The sequence below is a fragment of the Pandoraea sp. SD6-2 genome, from assembly GCF_000389825.1.
In the GTDB taxonomy this organism is placed as follows: domain Bacteria; phylum Pseudomonadota; class Gammaproteobacteria; order Burkholderiales; family Burkholderiaceae; genus Pandoraea; species Pandoraea communis.
Window position 1 is genome coordinate 1 of the sequence record NZ_KB944424.1, and the last position, 19,899, is coordinate 19,899.

The following is a 19,899-nucleotide window of genomic DNA, read 5'->3' on the forward strand; positions in this document are numbered from 1 at the left end:
GGGGTGTGACATGGCGGGTCTGGCGTTGAAGATAGAGCGATTGACGCGAGAGGCGTTCAAGCCGTTTGGCGACGTGATTGAGTTGCCGGGGGCGGAGCATTTTGCGATCAATGGCGGGACGACTGAGCGATTTCACGATTTGGCGACGGTGGATTTGGGTCCGGCGGGGGGAAGAGCGTTGGTGAACGTATTCCGGGGTCAGCCGAGGCAGTTGCCGTATGAGGTGAAGATGTTGGAGCGTCACCCGTTGGGCAGTCAGGCGTTCATACCGTTGAAGACGACGCCGTACTTGGTGGTAGTGGCCCCGGCGGGCGAGTTGGATGTGAGTGGGATGCGGGCCTTCGTCTCGGATGGCTGGCAGGGGGTGAACTATGCGAGAGGGGTATGGCATCACCCGTTGTTGGCGTTGCATGAGGTGAGTGACTTCGTGGTGGTGGATCGGGGTGGAGAGGGGGACAACTGTGACGAGCGGGATTTGCCGGGAGTGTATGTGTTGACGCAGGCGGCGTTGGACGCGGCACAGGCGGCGCAGAAGGCGGCGTAAAGAAAAAGCACGAAGGAAGCAGGACAGCGAAAACGCCGGGAATCGCCCGGCGTTTTGCATTGGAGGGGGAGAGAAACCGGAGCGGGGAAGAGAACGGGGGGGTAAGGGTGGGAAGTATGGAAGGAGTGAGGAGAGATGGACCGGGGCGCCTTTCTGCAGCGAGTTGGGTTTATGTCTGAGAGGCGGAAAGGGGCCCCGGTCCGTCTGGAGGGCGGTGTTGAGGTGAGAGGTGCTGAGGGGCGTAGAAGAAGGCGAAAAGACGAAGCGAAGGGGGGGAAAGAAACCTGGCGAAAGCATAAGAAAAACCCGAAACAGCGCCAACTCCTATACTGCAAATCACCGGCGTGGTGCGGTTGGAGGGGGTGTGCACCGAAAGCGTGCGATAAGGATGGAAAAAATGCTCAGGCATGGATATTGCTGGATCTCGACACAGCAATCTGCGGAGAAGCGTATGGTCGAGAGCTATAACGAGATGGCGAGCATCACGGGTGCGACTCGGGCGCATTACCGTCGGTTTGACGATTGGTTGAAGTGTCAGCCGGAAGATGTTTTGCATCACAAGCGGGCTGAGGCTGATCTGGCGTTCCGGCGAGTCGGGATTACGTTTGCTGTGTATGGCAATGAAGCGGGTACCGAGCGCCTGATTCCCTTCGATCTGATTCCAAGAATCATCCCGGCGCATGAGTGGCAGACCTTGCAAACGGGATTGCGTCAGCGGGTTGAGGCGCTGAACCGATTCATCCATGACGTTTATCACGAGCAGGACATCTTGCGCGCGGGGGTTATTCCGGCGGATCAGGTGTTAAAGAATGCGCAGTATCGTCCGGAGATGCAGGGTGTGGACGTACCGGGTGACATCTATGCGCATATCGCGGGTGTGGATGTTGTCAGGGCGGGGACGGGAGACAACGGTGAGTTTTACGTGCTCGAGGACAATCTGAGGGTGCCGTCCGGCGTGTCGTACATGCTCGAGAACCGCAAGATGATGATGCGGTTGTTCCCGGAATTGTTTGCGAGAAACCGGATCGCGCCGGTAGAGCACTATCCGGATCTCTTGCTTGACAGCTTGCGCGCAGTGGCGCCGATGGGGGTAGACGACCCGACCGTCGTTGTCATGACCCCGGGCATCTACAACTCTGCGTACTTCGAGCACGCCTTCCTCGCGCAGCAGATGGGTATCGAGCTGGTCGAAGGGCAAGATCTGTTCGTAGAAGACAACCTCGTCTACATGCGAACCACCAACGGACCCAAGCGAGTTGACGTCATCTACCGCAGAATCGACGACGACTTCCTCGACCCGCTGGCATTCCGTGCCGACTCCACCCTGGGGGTGCCGGGGTTGCTGAGCGTGTACCGGGCGGGGCGTGTGACCTTGGCGAATGCCATTGGCACCGGGGTTGCCGATGACAAGTCCATCTACCCGTTCGTGCCCGACATGATCGAGTTCTATCTTGGCGAAAAACCCATTCTGAACAACGTGCCCACCTACCAGTGCCGTCGTCCGGATGATCTTGCCTACACCCTTGATAACCTCGCCGAACTTGTCGTCAAAGAAGTGCATGGTGCGGGGGGGTACGGCATGCTCGTTGGCCCGGCGTCCACCAAAGCCGAGATCGAGGCATTCCGTCAGCGGCTCATCACCAAACCCGACGGTTATATCGCACAACCTACGCTCGCATTGTCCGCGTGCCCGACCTTCGTCGAGGCGGGGGTCGCGCCAAGACACATCGATCTGCGTCCGTTCGTACTGTCGTCCGGCAAGGGCGTCACTATGGTGCCAGGCGGGCTCACCCGCGTTGCGTTGAGCGAAGGATCGCTCGTCGTCAACTCCTCGCAGGGTGGGGGGACGAAAGACACCTGGGTGCTGGAGAAATAAGCCGCGTCAGCCGGACACGACAAACATCATAGCGAGAAGAGATCATGCTCAGCCGTACCGCCGATCACCTGTTCTGGATGGCTCGCTACATGGAGCGGGCCGAAAACACCGCCCGCCTGCTCGACGTCAACCTGCAAAATCTGCTGCTGCCGCAGGATGCCATCGATGACGAAGAAGACGCCGACACTGCCCGCGCGCATACCGGGGGATTCGACGATGAGGGTGGCTGGCGTGCCACCCTGCGTATCTCCGAACTCGAACCCGCCTTCAATCGCAAACATGCGCGTGCCACACGAGCCAACGTGCTCGACTTCGTCGTGCGCGACCGTGATAACCCATCCAGCATCGCCTGCTGCCTTGCGGCGGCAAGAGAAAATGCACGTGCCGTGCGCGGTACCCTCACCACCGAACTGTGGGAAACCGTCAACAGCACCTGGCTCGACTTTCCGCGCGTGCTCGGCCTGCTCGAGCGAGATCCGGCTCAACTGTTCGAATGGGTCAAAGTGCGGTCCCACCTCTCGCGCGGCGTGAGCTTCGGGACCTTGTTCCAGGACGATGCCTTCTACTTCACCCGATTGGGCCTCTTCCTCGAACGTGCCGACAACACCGCCCGTATCCTCGATGTGCGCTTCCACGAAGCCGTGCGCGTCGACCGGGCAGGGCCGGATTCCCATCCGACCGACTTCTACTACTGGTCTGCCGTGCTGCGTAGCGTGTCCGGCTTCGAGATCTACCGCAAAGTTTACCGGGACGTCATCACCCCGGAGCGCGTCGTCGAACTGCTCATGCTCAACGCCCACATGCCGCGTTCGTTGCTCGCATCGCTGACCGGTGTATGCGAAAACCTCGCTACACTGTCCAACGCCCAGTCCGGCGATGTCGAACGCTACGCGGGCAAACTACAGGCCGAACTCAAGTACACCGATATTCAGCAGGTCCAGCAGCAAGGGCTCCACCCCGTTCTGACGGAGTTCCTCGAGCGAGTGTCCATGCTCGGTAACAAAATCAGCCAGACATTCCTGATTCCGCTTGCCGCCTGATGCCATGCGCCTGATCATCCGCCACGAGACCACCTACCGTTACGACACACCGGTGCGCTACACCATCCAGCAGCTTCGGCTCACGCCGGTGGGTTCCGAAGTGCAGCGCATCGTGCATTGGCGGCTGACCGCTCCGGGCAAGCTTACCGCCTCGCGCGACGCGTATGGCAACGACATGCATACCCTCGTGCTCCATCAGCCGCACAGCGAAATCCACTTGCTCGCCGAAGGAGAAGTCGAAACCACCCCCCTCATCGACGGCAAACTCGGAGAGATGAGCCATGCCGTACCAGTGTTATGCTTCGCCAGCCCTACACCGCTCACCGCGCGCAGCGATGCCATCGACGCCCTCGCTGGCGACGCCGGTGTGTCGACGCCGGGTGAGCTGCTGGCGCTCGCAGCGACCATCTGTGAGATAGTCGACTACCAATCCGGTATCACCGCCGTAACCAGCACCGCCGCGCAAGCCCTGGCGCTGGGGCGAGGAGTCTGTCAGGACCATGCGCACCTCATGCTTGCCGTGTGCCGGGCGCGCGGCATACCGGCGCGATACGTCAGCGGATACATCGATCCGGGCGACGTGCCGCATGCCGCCAGTCATGCGTGGGTGGACGTGTGGGTCGATGGGGCGGGATGGGTTAGCATCGACGTCACCCACGCCTGCTTTGCCAGCGGCAACTACTGCCGGCTGGCCGTGGGGCGCGACTACGAGTCTGCGGCGCCGGTCAGAGGTATGCGTAGCGGTGGGGCGACCGAAGCGCTGCACGTATCGGTGAGTGTCGATACCGTGCCGCTCGCTCAACAACAATAGCTTTTAGCGTGACGGGGTGGAGTACCCCGCACGGCAAGACAGGAACGACATGACGTATTGCGTGGCCATGAAGCTCGATGCCGGGCTCGTATTCCTCTCCGATACCCGTACCAATGCGGGCGTCGATCACGTCAGCACCTTTCGCAAGATGCTCGTGTTCGAGCGTCCGGGCGAGCGCGTGCTTGTGCTGCTCTCGGCAGGCAACCTCGCGCTCACGCAGGCCGTGCGCCAGCATCTGGTCGAAGCGCGCGACACCGACACCCTGTGGACCGCCCAGACCATGAGCGACGTGGCACGCGTCGTCGGTCAGGCGATTCGCGACGTCTACGCACGCGATGCCAAGGCGCTCGAAGCCTTCGGGGTCGACTTCAATTGCAGCTTCCTGCTCGGTGGTCAGATCGCCGGGGCGCCGAGCCGCCTGTTCCAACTGTATTCGGCGGGTAACTTCATCGAAGCGTCGTCGGTCAATCCGTACTTCCAGATCGGCGAGTCCAAATACGGCAAACCGATCATCGACCGACTAGTCACGCCGGCCACGTCACTGGACGACGGGGCCAAGTGCGCACTCATCTCCATGGATTCCACCCTGCGCTCCAACGTCTCCGTGGGGTTGCCGCTCGACCTGCTTGTGTACGAAGAAGACAGCATGCGCGTGACGCGCTTCGCGTCGCTCGACGACGAGAACGTCTACTACAAGATGATTCACGACACGTGGGGTTCGCGTCTGCGTCAGGTGTTCGACGAACTGCCCGAGCCGCAATGGGCCGCCAGCGACGTTGGCGTGTCCACATTACCGCCGCCGCGCGCGACGCCGCCCGACGGTGCACCGGGTGCCGACGACGCGTCCAGCGTTCAATCGCTCGCGCAAACCTTCTCGCTGAAGATGCCGAGCTGAGCCTTAGCCACATCGCAATAAAAAACGGCGTGACGATGAAGTCACGCCGTTTTGCTTGATGCCTGCGTTTTAGCAAGACGCGGCCGGACCCAGCAACGTTTCACTCCGGACACTGCGCCAGTACAGCCACGCGCTGATGGCCAGCGTCAGCACCTCGGTGATCAGCAGCGAATACCAGATGGCCGCGCCGCCCAGCCACACGTTGAGCAACCAGAGAATGCCCAGCAACAACACCCAGCTTCGCAGCGTGGCGATGACGGCCGACGGACCCGGTGCTTCCACGGCGGTCAGGAAACCCGCCACGATCAGATTGCCTGCGGCCGGCAGAAACGCCAACGCGTACCAGATCACTGCCTGCTCGAGAATCGACCACGCATGAACGCCCTCGGGTAGAAACAGGAACGTGAGCGGACGAGCGAGCGTCGCCATGGCGAGCGCCACCAGTATCGAGAATCCCGTCACGGCGATGACGCCCAACCGGAACGACTCGCGCAGAGCGCTCAGATCGCGAGCGCCCCGATAGAAGCTGATCATCGGCTGCATGCTCTGCACCAGCGCCACCATCGTGACCGTGGCGCCCAGCGTCATGTATTCCAGAATGGCGTAAGCCGCCAGTCCCGGTTCGCCAAAGTTCGACAGAATCACGCGATTGAAGGCGAACACCGTCACCGCAGGCGCGATGGCTCCCAGAAACTCCGAGGCACCGTTGTACATCGCACGCCAGACGTGAACCTCCGCGTTTGCGAACGCGCGCCACGCGGGCACGACCTGCTTGGCGAGCACGAAGTGATAGGCGAGCATCACGCTGCTGGAGACCATCATCGACAAGCCCGTGGCGAGCGACGCCCCGTACATGCCCATCCCGTTGACGGCGATGAACCAATAGTCCAGCGCAACATTGGCGAGCGCGCCCAGGAACATCGCGTACAAACCGAAACGGGCTGCCGGGGCACCTTCCACGCGCAGGAAGAGTTCCAGCGCGTACAAACCATTGGCGAAGAGCACGAACCAGCCCCAGCCCGAGAGATAAGCCACCACGTCTTGCGCGATGGGGCCCTCGGCGCCGAGGGCAGCAGCGATCTCGTGCCGCAGGCCCAGCACCGCAACGCTCATCGTGATACCGAAGGCAAGCATCACCCAGAGCACCTGCGAGAACGCACGACGTGCTTCGGCTTCCCGTCCCTCACCCAGCAGACGGGCGATGAGCGTGGCACCGCCCACCCCGGCCATCACACTGAAGGCGTAAGGCACGTACAGCAGAGGCACGACGAGGTTGAGCGCGGCCAGCGCCTGTTCGCCGGCATATCGGCCGATGAAGATCCCGTCGATCAGCGTGTAGACCGTATACACCCAGCCGGAAAGAATCGTCGGAATCGCGAGTGAAGCGAATTGTTTGAGCAGCGACGTCCTGACGCCCTGCGTGGATTGGCAGAAATTGGAATGAGACATGGTCCCCCCGATGACACGTCGCCGCGTCGTGTCGGGACGCAGCTCACCGTGGCTTGCACATCGAAAACGGATGGGAGATCAATCGGGCGCACGCAAGCGATGGCGCACCCGTCCCGCCCGACACATCACGCGCAACTTCAGTGCACGCAGACGTTGTCAGGCAGACAGATCGGACGGCGGGAACATGGCCTGGTGCAAATGCACCCAGACGACGCCTTGCCGGGAAGCGGAGAAAAGCAGGAAATTCATTGTGTGGTTTGCGTGACGCGCCCGCCGTGGAGGGCATCGCGCCAGTGTTGAACGTCATGGGAAGGTTGGGCGGATGCCGCCCTCACAACAACGTCACGCCCGGACTGCCGGGCGCGTAATACAGACCTGCGTACTTGTGCCGAAGTTCCCAAACGATGCGTCTGGCAAATCAAGGCACCAGCCAAAGACATGGAGGCCTCATGAACATGTGCATAGCATTCGTAGCGAATCTTGAGCCGTCCAAACGAGTGAAGCCATGCAATCGAGCGCTCCACCGGCCGGCGCGCTTTCAGAACCCGACTTCTCGCTGCAATACCGCCGCCACGAAGCGAATCCCTTCGCCGGCAAAGCTCTGCCGTCCTGCGCCAAGATGAACGGTGCCGGTAATCTCACGTCCAAGCCCCATGCCGCCGCTACATTGTCCAAACCGCACCTGCCATGTCGCGGCAAGCGGCACGAGTGCGTGCGTCTTCGCATTCTGCTCGGCCGGAATAGGCCCACCGTAGGTACTTGCAACCGACGGTGCATCGAGTGTCGCTACGTTGACCTTGTCGATCGCATCGATCACGCAACGCCGCGCCCTTGATTCCGGCAGGCTTCCGACGAATGTCGCCGACTGCCCGGCCTCGAGTCGCGCCACGTCGTCTTCGCCCACATAGGCGTCTCCCTTGACCGCACCGGGGGCGATCAAGTCGTAGATCCGCTCGCCGCGCGGCAGCCACGTGCCCGCCACTTGCGCATCGTCGTTTGTCTGAACCGTTCCGTCGAAGGGGGCGGTGATGGTCAATTGAGCGATCTGCGCCTGCAACCCGACCACGGCTTGCTTCGCGGCTTCCCATCGATGCGCAAGCGCCGTCCCTTGCTTTTGCAGCCGCTCATCGAACGATTGCTGGTCGACCTCCCAATGCAGCAGCGCCTCATTTGCCATCGCGGCCGCCAGTTGCGCCTCGAGATCGGGCGATACCAGCACGGCGAGCATCTCGCCGGCGCGCACGCGCTGTCCGTCGTGCGCGGGCGTTGGCTTGTCGGCGACATAGCCAGGGGCGATGGTGTAGAGCCCCTGTGCCCGTTGCGGCGCGAGTACGGCCGGGGCGCTCACGCCGGCATGCCATGGCAGCACGAATATACCGAGGAGCACGGCGGCGAGAATGGCGGTACGTCGCGTCTCCCGGCACCAGCGCAATTCGTCGCGCCGCGCCCAGGTCGCGCGCGCTTCCTGCCAGACCGGGCGCACGATGAACCAGCCAAATTCGACGCAGAACAGCAGCATGCCGAGCAGCTTGAAGAAGGCGTGATACACCACGAACGCGATCGACACGAACACCACGACCCGGTACAGCCACGTAGCAAACGAAAATGCGATCAGAAAACGCCGGCGAGAGGCGCGGCATGGCTCGGGTTGCGGATCGCCGAAGCCGAACAGCCGCTCGCGCAGCCACCAGCGGCCCAACGCGAACGCACGGTCGTGCAGGTTCGGCATGTCGAGCCAGTCGGAGAGCAGGAAGTAGCCATCGAACCGCATGAACGGACTCGCGTTGATCGCCAGTGTCGCCACCCAGGTCGTCGTGGCAAGCATGAACGCCCCGGCGCGAAGGGGACCGTCGGGCAACAGGCTCCACGCCAATGTTGCGAACGCCGCGAGCGCCAGCTCGCTGAGCATTCCCGCAGCGCCGATCCACAGCCGGTCGCGGCGAGCCGGCACTTTCCACGCTTCAGTGGTGTCCGTGTAGAGCACCGGCAACATCACCAGCAACGCCACGCCCATGGTGGGCACACGGCAGCCGTGGCGCTGCGCCGTAAATGCATGGGCGAACTCGTGCAGAATCTTCGCGAAGCCCAGCGCGATACCTACGCCGATCAGGCCGCGCCAGTCGCTGTAGCCATGGAAGGTATGGACGAATTCGTCCCAGCGGCGCGATACCAAAATCAGTCCAGTCAGGGCGACGAGCGCCACAATCGCCCACGACACCGGGCGAAAGGCGAAGTGTACGTAGCGCTCGGCAGCGCGCAGGAAGGGCATCGGATGCCAGAGCGGAATCCGGATCATCAGGTAGTGCTTGAGCAGCCACATCGCGCGCGACGTCTGTTGGGCGGCCTTGTGCTGTTCGAGGCGCGCCGTGCCGGATGCCCCCGCGGACACCAGCAGATTCTGATGGCGCAGCATGCGCACCAGCGCCTCGAGATCGTCGAGCGAGACCGTCAGCGTGGTTTCCCGATTCACGCTGTCGACGATAGCGTGCATGTCGTCGAGTGGCCACCGCGCGAGCAGCTCGAAAGCGGGCCATCCGATCTGGAAGAAGCGGTTGGCCGCCGGATCGTGCAGCATCCAGGTCGGGGCGCCGTCGGGCGTGGACGCACCGGGCGAGAGCGTCAGTTCCTGACGAAGTTGCGGAAGTCGGGGCATGCGTCTCGGTGCACGAAAGGTTACCAGCCGAGCCATTGACGCGCGAGCGTCAGCGGGCGGCGCAGAACATAGTAAATGGCGGGTACCCATGGCCCCCGGATGCGCGCCGTGCCCATGGCGCCGAGCGGCGCCTGCGGCATGTCCTTACCGTGCGTGTCGAAGCTCGCACGCACGCGGTAGGCCAGCACACCTTCCGGTGTAGGTTCGGCGCGCCACGCAATGGAGTCGATGTGCGCGTCGTAGCTGGTCAGCGGCGAACTCTTGGGATACAGCGTCAGCGCCGCGCCGGGCTGCACATTGATGTTATCGGCCACCGGGAGCCACGCAGTCACTTCCACGTGGGCCGGATCGGCCAGCACCAGAATCTTCTCGCCTACGGCTACCGCCTTGCCTGTCCATTCGTTCGGATCGCTGAACACGGCCACGCCGGCACGCGTGGCGCTCACGCTCACGCGTGCGAGCTGGCGCGCGGTGTAGTCGAGCTCGACGCGGCTCTGGTCGAGCTTCCCCTTGCGCTCCGCCATGTCGAGTCGCGTGCGATCGTCGGTGACGGCGAGTTGCGCCGTCTGGCGAAACTCTTCCTGCGCGGTATCGAAGTTCTTGCGTGCGACGGCATAGCGCGATTGCAGCGTGGTGGCGTCGAGTCCGAGCAGCGCGGTGCCGGCCGTGACCGGCTGATTCGGCTTCACGTACAGATGATCGATCACGCCGTCGAGCGGCGCGCGCACCACGAAGGGGTCTTTCGGCGTTACCTCCGCCGGGGCGAGGACTGTCAGCCGCATCGGAATCAGGCAGACGACGGCGATGGCGATCAGCACACGGCGTTGCAGCCGGCCGGGGCGCAGCACCTCGCGGGCACGCTCTAGCCAGCTCGCGCGCGGCGCGAACGCTTCGAACGCGTGCGCCCAGACTTGTCCGAGTTCGCTCAGCAGCGCGAAATCGGTGGCGTTCCAGGCGGCCTCGCGTGCGAACACGACGCCGCCGACGGAATGCCCCGCACGGTCGGTCAGCGGCAACCAGGCACCGTGCGCCGGCCACCACGCCTCCCATTCCGCAGCGACGTGAGGGGCGTGCGCTGCAAGATCCGCGGCGGTAAACGCCTGCACCCTCGGTTGCGCGGGCAGCACGCTCGCGTTTTGGCCTTCCACGTGGGCGGCGGCGTCTTTCGGCGGCACGTTGCGCAACCCTTTGGCGAGCGCCTTGCAAAGCGCACCGAGCCATTGCACGTAAGGCGCATTGGGATCGCTTTGCGGCAGACCGGAGACGGCGGCGACGTGGCCGGGGGTGTCGCCGCGCCACCATGCCGCCTGCCGGTAGGGCATGAGCGCCAGCGTCTCGTTGACGATCGTGAAACCGAGCGTGGTCTCGCTGGCGGCGCTGCGCGCGCGAACCGAGAGTTGCCACAGCAGCGCGAGTTGCTGGCCGTCGATGCGGACTTGCGGGTCGTCGTCCCCGGCCATCTGCGATTGCGTCATGACATCACCGCGCGAACGTCGCCCAGCCGCTCATGCCCGGCAAGAGTTCCGGGGCGCTGCCGTTGAGGGCGGCAGTCACATCCACCGTCTGGGTCACCGGATCGACGCGCGCGCCGATCCGTGCGACCTTGGCAGGGTAGGTCTTGCCCACTTCGTCGACCTGCACGCTCAGCGCATGGCCAGCCTTGAGCCAGGCGAGCCACTTCGACGGCACGATCATCTTCAGCTCGAGATGACTGGTGTCCACAATCGTCAGCAGCGGCTTGCCGGGCTCGGCGAACTGCTGCGGCGCGGCGCTGCGCTTCGAAACGCGGCCGTCGAACGGCGCCGTAATGGCGCACTTGCGAACCGTCGCCTGCATGTAGGTCACATCGGCCGCCGTGGCTTTCTGCTTGGCCTGCGCCTGCTGCACTTCCAGGTCGCCAATCGAGCGCAGCGCCTGGAGCTTGCGGTTCGTTTCGAGCAGCTCGCGTGCACCGTCGGCATCGGCTTGCGCCTTGCGCAATTGCGCGTTGAAGAGCGAGCAGTCGAGCGTGACGAGCGTCTGCCCGGCACGGAACGCGTCGCCGTCGCGCAACGGCAACGAGGCGATTTTTGCCGAGATTTCGCTCGACACCTCGACCTGATCGCGCGATACGAGCTGAATGCGGATGCGCGAGTCGCTGCTGTCCGGTGACGCCGCACTCATTGCGGCCGGCGAGACGGGCGATCCCGGCAACACGGCCGGTGCCGGGGCACCCGCGGCTGGCCGAGCGGGGGCAGGCGCCGCCGCAGCGGTCTGGGGGGATGCTCCCGAAGCGGCTTGCATTGCCGCGAGCAGCGCGACGGCGAGCGCTGCCCGGTGTTTCCGGAACCCCGTCATTTCTGCACCGCCCCTGTGGGCAAAGTTGCTGCGGCCGCGATGGTCGGACCCGGCCGGGCGCTTGCCGCAACCGGGATACCCTGCGCCGCAACCGCGTCCCAGCGCTTCTGCTCCTCGCTGATCGACTGCGTGAGCGACGCGATGTCGTTGCCGTCGAGCTTGGCCGGCAGCGGGTCGAGGCCCAGCGTGGAGAGCATCTGGCCGTAAGCGCTCTCGAGTTCGCCGTAGCTCTGGTAGAGGCGCAATTCGGACATCATGGCTGACGTCGCCACGCGAATCTCCTCGAGCTTGCCCTTTGCCTGGGTCTGCGTGGCGTTGTGCGTCTGTTCGAGGATTTGCTGATCGACGTCGTTGAGTCGCTTGAACAGATTGAACTGGCGGGTCTTGGCACCCAGCTCGCTGCGTGCGACGTGAACCTGCGTGAGCACGGCCATGCTGAGCGCCATGCGCTGCATTTTCGCCACGTCGAGCTGCGCCTGCGCCGTGCCGCGAATGTTGCCGGCGTTGAGCAGATTGAGCAGGTTCCAGCTCACGCTGATGCCGGCCGAGCGCCACGCGTTGTACACGAGGAAGCTGTTGCTGTCGTAGTGCGCGCCGACGTTGAACTCGATACCCGGGAGCAACTTGGCCATCGCCTTATGCGTTTCATTGACGCTGATTCGCTCGTTGTAGCTCGCCTCGACGAGTTCCGGGCGGTGCTGCAACGCCATATCTTCCATGGCCGGCATGGCCATGTCGAAGGCCGGCACGCGAAATGCCCCGGTGGTGGCAAGCGTGAAGTCCTTGCCCGGGTCCAGGTTCATCAACGAGGCCAGACGGGGCTTGGCGACTTCGAGCTGGTCGCGCACGGCTTCGAGCTGGCGCATCAGATCCAGTAGCGAGCGTTGGTAGTTGAGCGCGTCGACGGGCGAGCGCAACCCCTGTTGCTGCGTGGTGCGTGAGTCGTCGAGCGCGCTCTGGGCTTCGTCGAGCAGCGGTGCGATGCGATCGCGCAGACGCTGTGCGCCCACCGCTTGCCAATAGGCTTCGCGCACCTGCTGCATCATCAGTTGCACGACCTTGCGACGGCGCTGTTCGAGCACGAGCAGCCGGTCGGCCTGTTGCGTCGCTTCAAAGTAGCTGACGCCGAAGTCGAGAATGTTCCACGACAGGTTCAGATCTGCGGTGCGGCTGTTCTTGTCGGTGGAGAACGACGGCACGAGCGATTGCTCACGCGTGTAAAGGCCTTCCGAAGACGAGGCGAGCTCGTGATTGCGGTTCGTGTAACCGGCCGCCGCGGTCAGCTTGGGCAGCAGGTTGAAGTTCGACAGATCGAGCTGGCGCTGCCCGAGCGCCTCTTCCATCATCTTGAGGCGATGGTCGAGGTTGTAGCGGATGGCGCGCGCCATTGCCTCGTCGAGCGTAATCGGCCCGGTCACCGGCTGTTGATCCGCGAACATGGTGGTTCGGTCGGCCTGGGCCGTTTGGGCACGTTCGGCGTCGGAGAACGGTACGGGCTTGATTGCGCAGCCGGACAGCGACACGACGGCGAGCGCGACCGCGAGCAGGGCGGGACGCGGCATGCGTCCCCGGAACGACATGGTTTTCACTTCGACGGATCTCTTAGGAAGTTGAGCGAGTTGAGTCAGGAAACGATGTGTCATGCGCGGCTCCGCGCGGGGCCGAGCGAGCCTTCGGCGGGCGTCGCGACATGCAGCGCCGCGCGGGCATTGGCGAATTGGGTGGCAAGCGACGCCTTCGCGGCCGGCAACGCCGCATGCTCCGGTGCCGGGGCGACGTTGCGACCCTGCGGATTCGCGCCGTTCGTTGCGCGATCGGCCTTCTTCGCGTCGAAATGAAGCGTCACCTCGCGGCGCGTAAGATTGCCTGCCGCGTCACGCACGAGCAGCGTCACCTGTACCGAATGCACGCCCGCCGGCGGGGTGCCCGTGAGTACGTCGCGCGCTGCGTCGAAATGCAACCACGGCGGCAACGGCGCACCGTCGGCCAACGTGATGACCACCTGATTGTCGTGCGCGGCGGCGCCCGGCGCCGAAGACGGCACCTGAAGCAGCGGGGCGATCGGTAACGCGAAGCCGTTGCCGGTCTGACGCACGGGGCTCACATCCGCGGCCGGCAGCGTGCGCGGGGGCGGCGTGGTTTGCGCGTCATGCGGCATCACGATCGGGTCCAGGGCGCTCACATGCGTGTTGCCCAGCGACGCGTCGATTGCACCGTGAGCCGCAAACGTGAACGTCGCGCGCGGCGACACAATACCGATACCCCGCATGGTGTCCAGCGCATTGAGCACGATTGTCGGATTCGAAACGGCGTCGTTCTGTCCGTTCAGGTCGGAGAGAATCAGCGGATTGCGATGATCGGAAACCGCAGGCGGTGCGACGACATTGGGCACGCCGACAGGCCCCGGCTGTGGCTTCGGCAGGATCGGCGAGCCGACTGGGTCCTGGCCGGCGTTGATCTGCAACGTGCGCGTGAGCGGTGCGCTGTTGGCGGCGGCGTCGCTCAGCACGAACGTCAAGGTGCGCGTGCCGTCCTTGTTTGAAATCTGCGTATCGCGATAGACGACGGCCTGAATGGCGGCTTGCCACTGCGCGAGCGTCGCGGTGCCGCTCGCCGAACGCAGCGTTAGGACACCGCGCACGGCATCGTAGTTGGCCGCAATGTCGCCCGTCGCTGCGCCGGGGGCGAAGGTCAGCACGTCATGCGCCGGATCGAAGCCGCCGCTGATGGCCACCGTGGCCGACGTGGGCGGCGTGTCGTTTCGGTCGACCAGCGTAATGCCCGTGCCGACGGAAACGCCCGAGGTCGGCTTTCCATCGGCGGTATAGCGCAGCGCCGCGTTGTCGGCGCTGAGGAGCGGCGTCTGGTGCGTGGCCGTGACGCTCACATCGCGACTGAACGAAAGACTGGACTTGGTACCGTCGTTCACGCTGAAGCCGATGGAGCGGGTTGCCGTGTTGGGCGTGACGGCGGTATCGGTGTACGTCACCGCGCGCAATGCGGCCTGCCACTGGGCGACGGTGGCTGTCGCACCGGCCGAGCTCAGCGTAAGCGTGCCGGTCGAGGCATTGTATGCGCCCATGATATTGCCCATCGATCCGTCGTTGCGGAAACCGAGCACGTCCTCGCCGGCATGGAAACCCGTGCCGATCTGCACGACGGCCGAGGCGAGCGTACCGTTGTCGGCGTCCGACAATGCAATGCCCGTGTCGATCGCCACCGGCGTGGAAGCAACGTTGTCTCCGGCCACGAACGAGGCGGTCCCGGTGCTTCTGCTTGAGATCAGTGGCGCCTGGTCGGGGACGGTAATCCCGACGCTGCGCGAATGGACGGCGCTCGTCTTCACGCCGTCGTTGACGGCGAAGCCGATAACGCGCGTGGCCCGATCCGGCGAGCTTGCAGAGTCGGTATAGGTGACCGCGCGCAGGGCGTTCTGCCATTGCTGCAGCGTGGCGCTGGAACCGACCGACGTCAGCGTCAGCGTGCCGGTAGCGGGGTTGTAGCTGCCCGTAACGTTGCCCATCGTCAGGCCGTCGTTGAGGAAGCTCAGCGTATCCTCGCCGGCGTGGAACCCGGTGCCGATCTGCACGGTGGCCGAGGCCAGCGTTGTGTTGTCGAGATCGCTGAGGACGATGCCCGTATCGACGGCAATCGGCGTGGACGGCCCGGTTTCGGCCGACGTGAAAACGGCCGCACCGCTGTTCGTGGAATGCACGATCGGGGTCTGATCGGTGTCGGCCACGCTGACGGTTCGCGTAATCGGCGCGCTGGTCTTGGTACCGTCACTGACGGTAAAGCTGACCGTGCGCGATACCAGCGCGGGCGTGATCGCCGTGTCGGTGTAGGTCACGGCGCGCAGCGCGGCCTGCCACTGTGCGAGCGTGGCGCTCGCACCCGACGAGGTCAGCGTCAGCGTACCGTGCGCGGCGTCGTACGACGCGGTGATGTTGCCCATCGTGGCCGCGTTGTTGATGAAGCCGAGGACATCCTCGCCTTGATGGAAGCCCGCGCCGAGCTGCACGGTGGCCGAACTGAGCGTGGCGTTGTCGAGGTCGGACACCACGATGTTGGTGTCGATCGCCACTGGCGTGGAGACGGTGTTGTCTCCTGCCACGAATGCGGCGCTGCCGGTGCTGCCGGAGGTCAGCAGCGGGGTCTGGTCGGTCGGCGAGACTGCGATGGAGCGCGTGAGCACGTTGCTGAACTGCGAGCCGGCGTTCAGCGAGAAGCTGACGGTGCGTGTCGCACTGTTGGGCGTGACGCGCGTGTCGGTATAAGCGACCGTGCGCAACGCGGCCTGCCATTGACCGAGCGTGGCCGAGCCGCCGCTGGAGGTCAGCGTGAGCACGCCCGTCGACGGGCTATAGCTGCCGGTGATGTTGCCCATCGTCAGGCCGTCGTTGACGAACGACAGCACGTCTTCACCGGTGTGCAGGTTGCCCGTGATCGCGACCACTGCGCTGTCGACCACGTTGCCGAGCGGGTCCGCGACCGTCAGGTTCGGATCGATCGCCACCGGCAACGCGGCGCTGTTGTCGCCCGCCACGAAGCTCACGCTGCCGGTACTGGCGCTGGCCAGCGCCGGAGCGGAGCTGATGACGTTCACGCTGTGGTCGAGCGTGGTGCTGGTCTTCACGCCGTCGCTGATGACGATGCTGATCGTGCGCGTGCCGAGCGCGGCGTTGACGGGGGCCGAGAACTGCAGGTTGTCGAGCACGGTCTGCCATTGCGCGAGCGTGCCGCCGGTCGAGGTGATCGTCAATGTGCCGCTGACGCCGTCGAAAGTCATGGTCATGCCGTTGGTCAGCGTCGAGAGCGGCAAGCCGAAGCCGAGCGTGTCGCCGCTTTGCATTCCTGAGCTGATCCGGGCCGTGATCGACATCGACACCAGCGTCGAGCCGCTCACGTTCAGGTCGGTCAGCGTGATGCCGCTGTCGATCGACGTGGCCGTCTGGCCCGGCAGGTAGTTCAAGCTGCTGCCCGACGCGCCGAGCACCGGGGTCTGGTGGGTCGCGTTCACCACGATGACCTTGCTCGAACTGGCGCTGGACTTCGTGCCGTCGTTGGCGATGAAGGTGATGACGCGGTTGGCGGTTTGCGGCACGGCGGCCGTGTCGGTGTAGGTGATCGAGCGCAGCGCGGCCTGCCACTGCGCGCGGCTCGCGCTACCGGCCGAGGTCAGCGCGAGGGTGCCGGTGCCGGCGTCGAAGTGCGCCTGGATGTCGCCGAACGAGCCGCTGCCGAGCGCGAGCACATCCTCGCCGCTCCGATAGTTGCCGGTGATCGCCACCGTGGCCGACGCCAGGGTGGGGCTGTCCGAGTCGGTCAGCGTCACGCTGGCATCGACCACGATCGGCGTGGACGGGGCATTGTCGGCCGAGGTGAAGGTAGTACTGCCGCCGGAGTTGGTCACGATCGGCGTCTGGTCGGTCAGCACCACGTCGATGGCGCGCTGGAACGAGGCGCTGACCTTCACGCCGTCGGTGACGACGAAGTTGATGACACGCTGCGTGGTGCCGGGCGTCGCGGCCGAATCGGTAAACCGGATCGAGCTCAGCGCGGACTGCCATTGCGCGAGCGTGGCCGAGCCGCCCGTCGAGGTCAGCACCAACACGCCGTTCGAGTACGTGCCCGCGATGTTGCCCATCGTCGAGCCGTCGTTGGCGAACAGCAGCGTGTCGCCAATCGAGTCGTAACCGCTCGCGATCGCGATGTTGGCCTGGGTCAGCGTGCTGTTGTCGCGGTCCGAGAGCGTGATGCCGGAATCGATGACGATCGGCGTGGCCGGGACGTTGTCGCCCTGCGTGAACGTGGCGCTGCCTGACGAACCGCGGATGATTGGCGTTTGATCGGTGTCGGCCACGGTCACGGTGGAGGTGACTGCCGCGCTGAGCTTGGTGCCGTCGCTCACCACGAAGCTCACGGTGCGCGCACCGGTGCCCGGCGTGATGGCCGTCGAACTGTAGGTGACGGCCTGCAGTGCGTTCCGCCACTGCGCGAGCGTGGCTACGTTGCCCGACGAAGTCAGCGTCAGCACACCACCCGTATAGCTCGCCAGAATATTCCCGTACAGCGCTGCGTTTGTGTTAGTGAACGCGAGCACGTCTGTCGGCTCGTAATGGCTCGTGAGCGTCACCACGGCCTGCTGAAGCGGCCCGCCATCGAGATCGGAGACGGTGATGGCGTTGTTGACCGGCACCGGCGTCGAGGCGACGTTGTCGCCGGTCACGAACGCGGTGGTATTGCCGCCGGCGCCGAGCACAGGCGTCTGGTCGGTGGCCGTGATTGTGATGGAGCGCGTCGCGACGTTGCTCGCCGCGGTGCCATCGTTGAACGAGAACGACACCGTGCGCGTGGTGGTCGAGAGGGTGGGCGAGGTCTGCGTGCTGAAGAACGTAACCGACTGCAGCGCGGCCTGCCAGTTGGCGATGCTCGGCGAGCCGGAACCGGTCAAGAGCAGAATGCCGGTCGTGCCGTCGTAGCTGCCGGTGATGCCGTTCTGCGCGACGAACGACAACTGGTCGCCGCTCTGCACATTGGTGATGCGCACCGTTGCGGTGACCGCCGAGGCCGAGCCGGGATCGGAGATCGTAATGCCCGGATCGACCGCCACCGCGGTGCCGCCCACACCGTTGTCGCTCGAGGCCCAGGCGGCGATGCCGCCGCTGGTGGTCACGCTCGGGCTGTTGTCGATGTAGGCGAGGTTGTTGAGCGTGGGCTGGAAGGGGCCGGAGTCGTTCAGGTCGATCAGCGAGAACGAGACGATATTGTTGAAGGCGCTGCCGAGCTGGTTCTGGTTCGACACGGGGCCAGTGAAGTTGCCGATGCCCGCTGTGGCAAGCGGGATCAGGGCGCTTTTTGAGCCGTTCGCGTAGTTGGCCTGTATGTACAGGTCGCCGTTGAACGAACTGAGGTCGAAGCTCTGCAGGCTGAACACGTGGCCGTTGGAGAGCGAGATCGTGACGTTGCGGATCGGCGAGGCGCCGTTTGCATTGATTTCCAGCACGCCGTCCGTGGGCGACACGGAGATGTCGCTCGGGTAAGGCCAGTTCGAGGCGTTGTATGCGAAGGTATTGGTCGGCCGGTCCAACGTGTAGACGAGGCCGTTGAGCGTGAACTGCGACTGGCCGATCGCCTGCCAATTGTTGGCGGCCGGGGAGTCGTAGGTTTCCGTCGTCACGCCGAGCAGTTCATTGAACTGCGCCTGGGCGCTGGTCGATTCGTTCAGCGCGGTGCGGACGTTGCCGACCTGATATTCGAGCGTCCAGTTGCCCCCCAGCGCAGCCGAACCGGTGGCGTCGGTGGAGGCGGCCACATTCAGGTGCGTGAGGGCGGCGATCTTTTGCACCAGCGCCTGGCCGTCGGCCTGTTGGGCGACGTCGCAGCCGTAGATCAGGAAATCGCCGCCGGCTTTCATCGCCGCGCCGATTTGCGCGAGCTGCGTGCTGTAGCCGGAAAAGTCGCTGTTGGTGAGCCAGGTCGACCCGACTTGAATCATCCCGTCCGAGCCGTGCGAGATCAGGCTGATCGATTCGACACGTTGGTGCGCCTGGAGGTACTGGGCGATCTGCGCGAGGCCGTCCGTATTGGCGTCGAGCACCACATACTGCGTGCCTGCGGGCAAGCCTGCGATCAGCACCTGATAGTTGGCCACGCTCGGATCGATGAACACGACCTGCGTTTGCGTAATTTGCGTGGCGTGGACGGCGCTTGGCGCATCGTTCTGTGCGGCGCCGGTCTGCGACTTGTCCGGCGCGCTCGCCCCGGAAGCGCGGGCGTCGCCTGCAGCGTTCGTCGCGGCCGAGGCGCTCTGGTCGGGCGGCGCACTCGCCGTCGCGTTGCCGGACGCACGAACCGACGTATCCGTGTGCGTCTCGGTGGCACTGTGACTGTCGGTGTGAGCCGGGTCCTGGGCGTGCAGTTGCGCGGCGACAGCCGCTACCGACGCGTCGTAGACCACGCGGGGTTCGAGTGCGAGCAACAACGGGGAAGCCGCAACGCGCGGCCCGGGGCGGTCGGCAATTTGCTGCTCGCGCGCGAACCACTGTTTGATGATCTTCATGGCAATGCTCTCCTTACAGTTGCCTGCGCCAGATAACGAGCTATTGATGCTGGAATGGGGGGGGGGCTGCCGACGCCGGTGTGCGTCGGCGGGCACATGAATTCAGGCGCGCGTAAGTGGGCGTCTTCCTGCGAATGTCGCAGAGGCGCCATCACTTCGGGATCTTCCTGTTAGCAGATAAGCCGGTGCCGTTTGGCAGGCGAGCCGGCGGATACATGCGGTGCGCCGAAGG

General features: G+C 64.5%; 11 protein-coding genes and 1 pseudogene. 5 read left to right on the plus strand and 7 right to left on the minus strand.

What is annotated here, in order from left to right; translation table 11 throughout:
- Positions 1–10: 10 nt before the first annotated feature.
- The 5 genes from C266_RS02795 (at position 11) to C266_RS02815 (ending at position 5,166) form a co-directional block, all read left to right on the plus strand.
- The gene (locus tag C266_RS02795; RefSeq protein WP_036661261.1) at positions 11–544 is read left to right on the plus strand and encodes an ureidoglycolate lyase; all 534 of its coding nucleotides are present in this window, start codon (positions 11–13) and stop codon (positions 542–544) included.
- Positions 545–995: 451 nt separating this feature from the next.
- Positions 996–2,420 (plus strand): circularly permuted type 2 ATP-grasp protein, encoded by a 1,425-nt coding sequence (locus C266_RS02800; protein WP_010807772.1) that lies wholly within the window; start codon positions 996–998, stop codon positions 2,418–2,420.
- A gap of 44 nt (positions 2,421–2,464) precedes the next feature.
- Positions 2,465–3,460, plus strand: a complete 996-nt coding sequence (locus C266_RS02805; RefSeq protein ID WP_010807773.1) for an alpha-E domain-containing protein — start codon at positions 2,465–2,467, stop codon at positions 3,458–3,460.
- A gap of 4 nt (positions 3,461–3,464) precedes the next feature.
- Positions 3,465–4,271, plus strand: coding sequence for a transglutaminase family protein (locus C266_RS02810; protein WP_010807774.1), 807 nt, complete (start codon positions 3,465–3,467; stop codon positions 4,269–4,271).
- Positions 4,272–4,320: 49 nt separating this feature from the next.
- The gene (locus tag C266_RS02815) at positions 4,321–5,166 is read left to right on the plus strand and encodes a proteasome-type protease (RefSeq protein ID WP_010807775.1); all 846 of its coding nucleotides are present in this window, start codon (positions 4,321–4,323) and stop codon (positions 5,164–5,166) included.
- Between the two features lie 69 nt (positions 5,167–5,235).
- On the opposite strand, the gene C266_RS02820 is transcribed toward C266_RS02815, so the two are convergent.
- The 7 genes and pseudogenes from C266_RS02820 to C266_RS02845 form a co-directional block, all read right to left on the minus strand.
- A complete protein-coding gene (locus C266_RS02820; RefSeq protein ID WP_010807776.1) occupies positions 5,236–6,615 on the minus strand; it encodes an MATE family efflux transporter in 1,380 nt (459 codons plus the stop codon).
- A 422-nt stretch (positions 6,616–7,037) separates the two neighbouring features.
- Positions 7,038–7,148, minus strand: a pseudogene (locus tag C266_RS27220) (IS5/IS1182 family transposase); the annotation flags it as partial.
- A gap of 5 nt (positions 7,149–7,153) precedes the next feature.
- Positions 7,154–9,268, minus strand: coding sequence for an HlyD family efflux transporter periplasmic adaptor subunit (locus C266_RS02825; RefSeq protein WP_010807777.1), 2,115 nt, complete (start codon positions 9,266–9,268; stop codon positions 7,154–7,156).
- A 20-nt stretch (positions 9,269–9,288) separates the two neighbouring features.
- The gene (locus C266_RS02830) at positions 9,289–10,743 is read right to left on the minus strand and encodes an efflux RND transporter periplasmic adaptor subunit (RefSeq protein ID WP_010807778.1); all 1,455 of its coding nucleotides are present in this window, start codon (positions 10,741–10,743) and stop codon (positions 9,289–9,291) included.
- Positions 10,744–10,747: 4 nt separating this feature from the next.
- On the minus strand, positions 10,748–11,605 hold the full coding sequence (locus C266_RS02835; protein ID WP_036661226.1) for an efflux RND transporter periplasmic adaptor subunit: 858 nt from the start codon (positions 11,603–11,605) through the stop codon (positions 10,748–10,750).
- Positions 11,602–13,248: a TolC family protein gene (locus C266_RS02840; protein ID WP_051126112.1), complete on the minus strand. Its 1,647-nt coding sequence runs from the start codon at positions 13,246–13,248 to the stop codon at positions 11,602–11,604. Before C266_RS02840 ends, C266_RS02835 begins: the two co-directional genes overlap by 4 nt.
- The gene (locus C266_RS02845; RefSeq protein ID WP_010807781.1) at positions 13,245–19,667 is read right to left on the minus strand and encodes a DUF4347 domain-containing protein; all 6,423 of its coding nucleotides are present in this window, start codon (positions 19,665–19,667) and stop codon (positions 13,245–13,247) included. Before C266_RS02845 ends, C266_RS02840 begins: the two co-directional genes overlap by 4 nt.
- Positions 19,668–19,899: the final 232 nt, after the last annotated feature.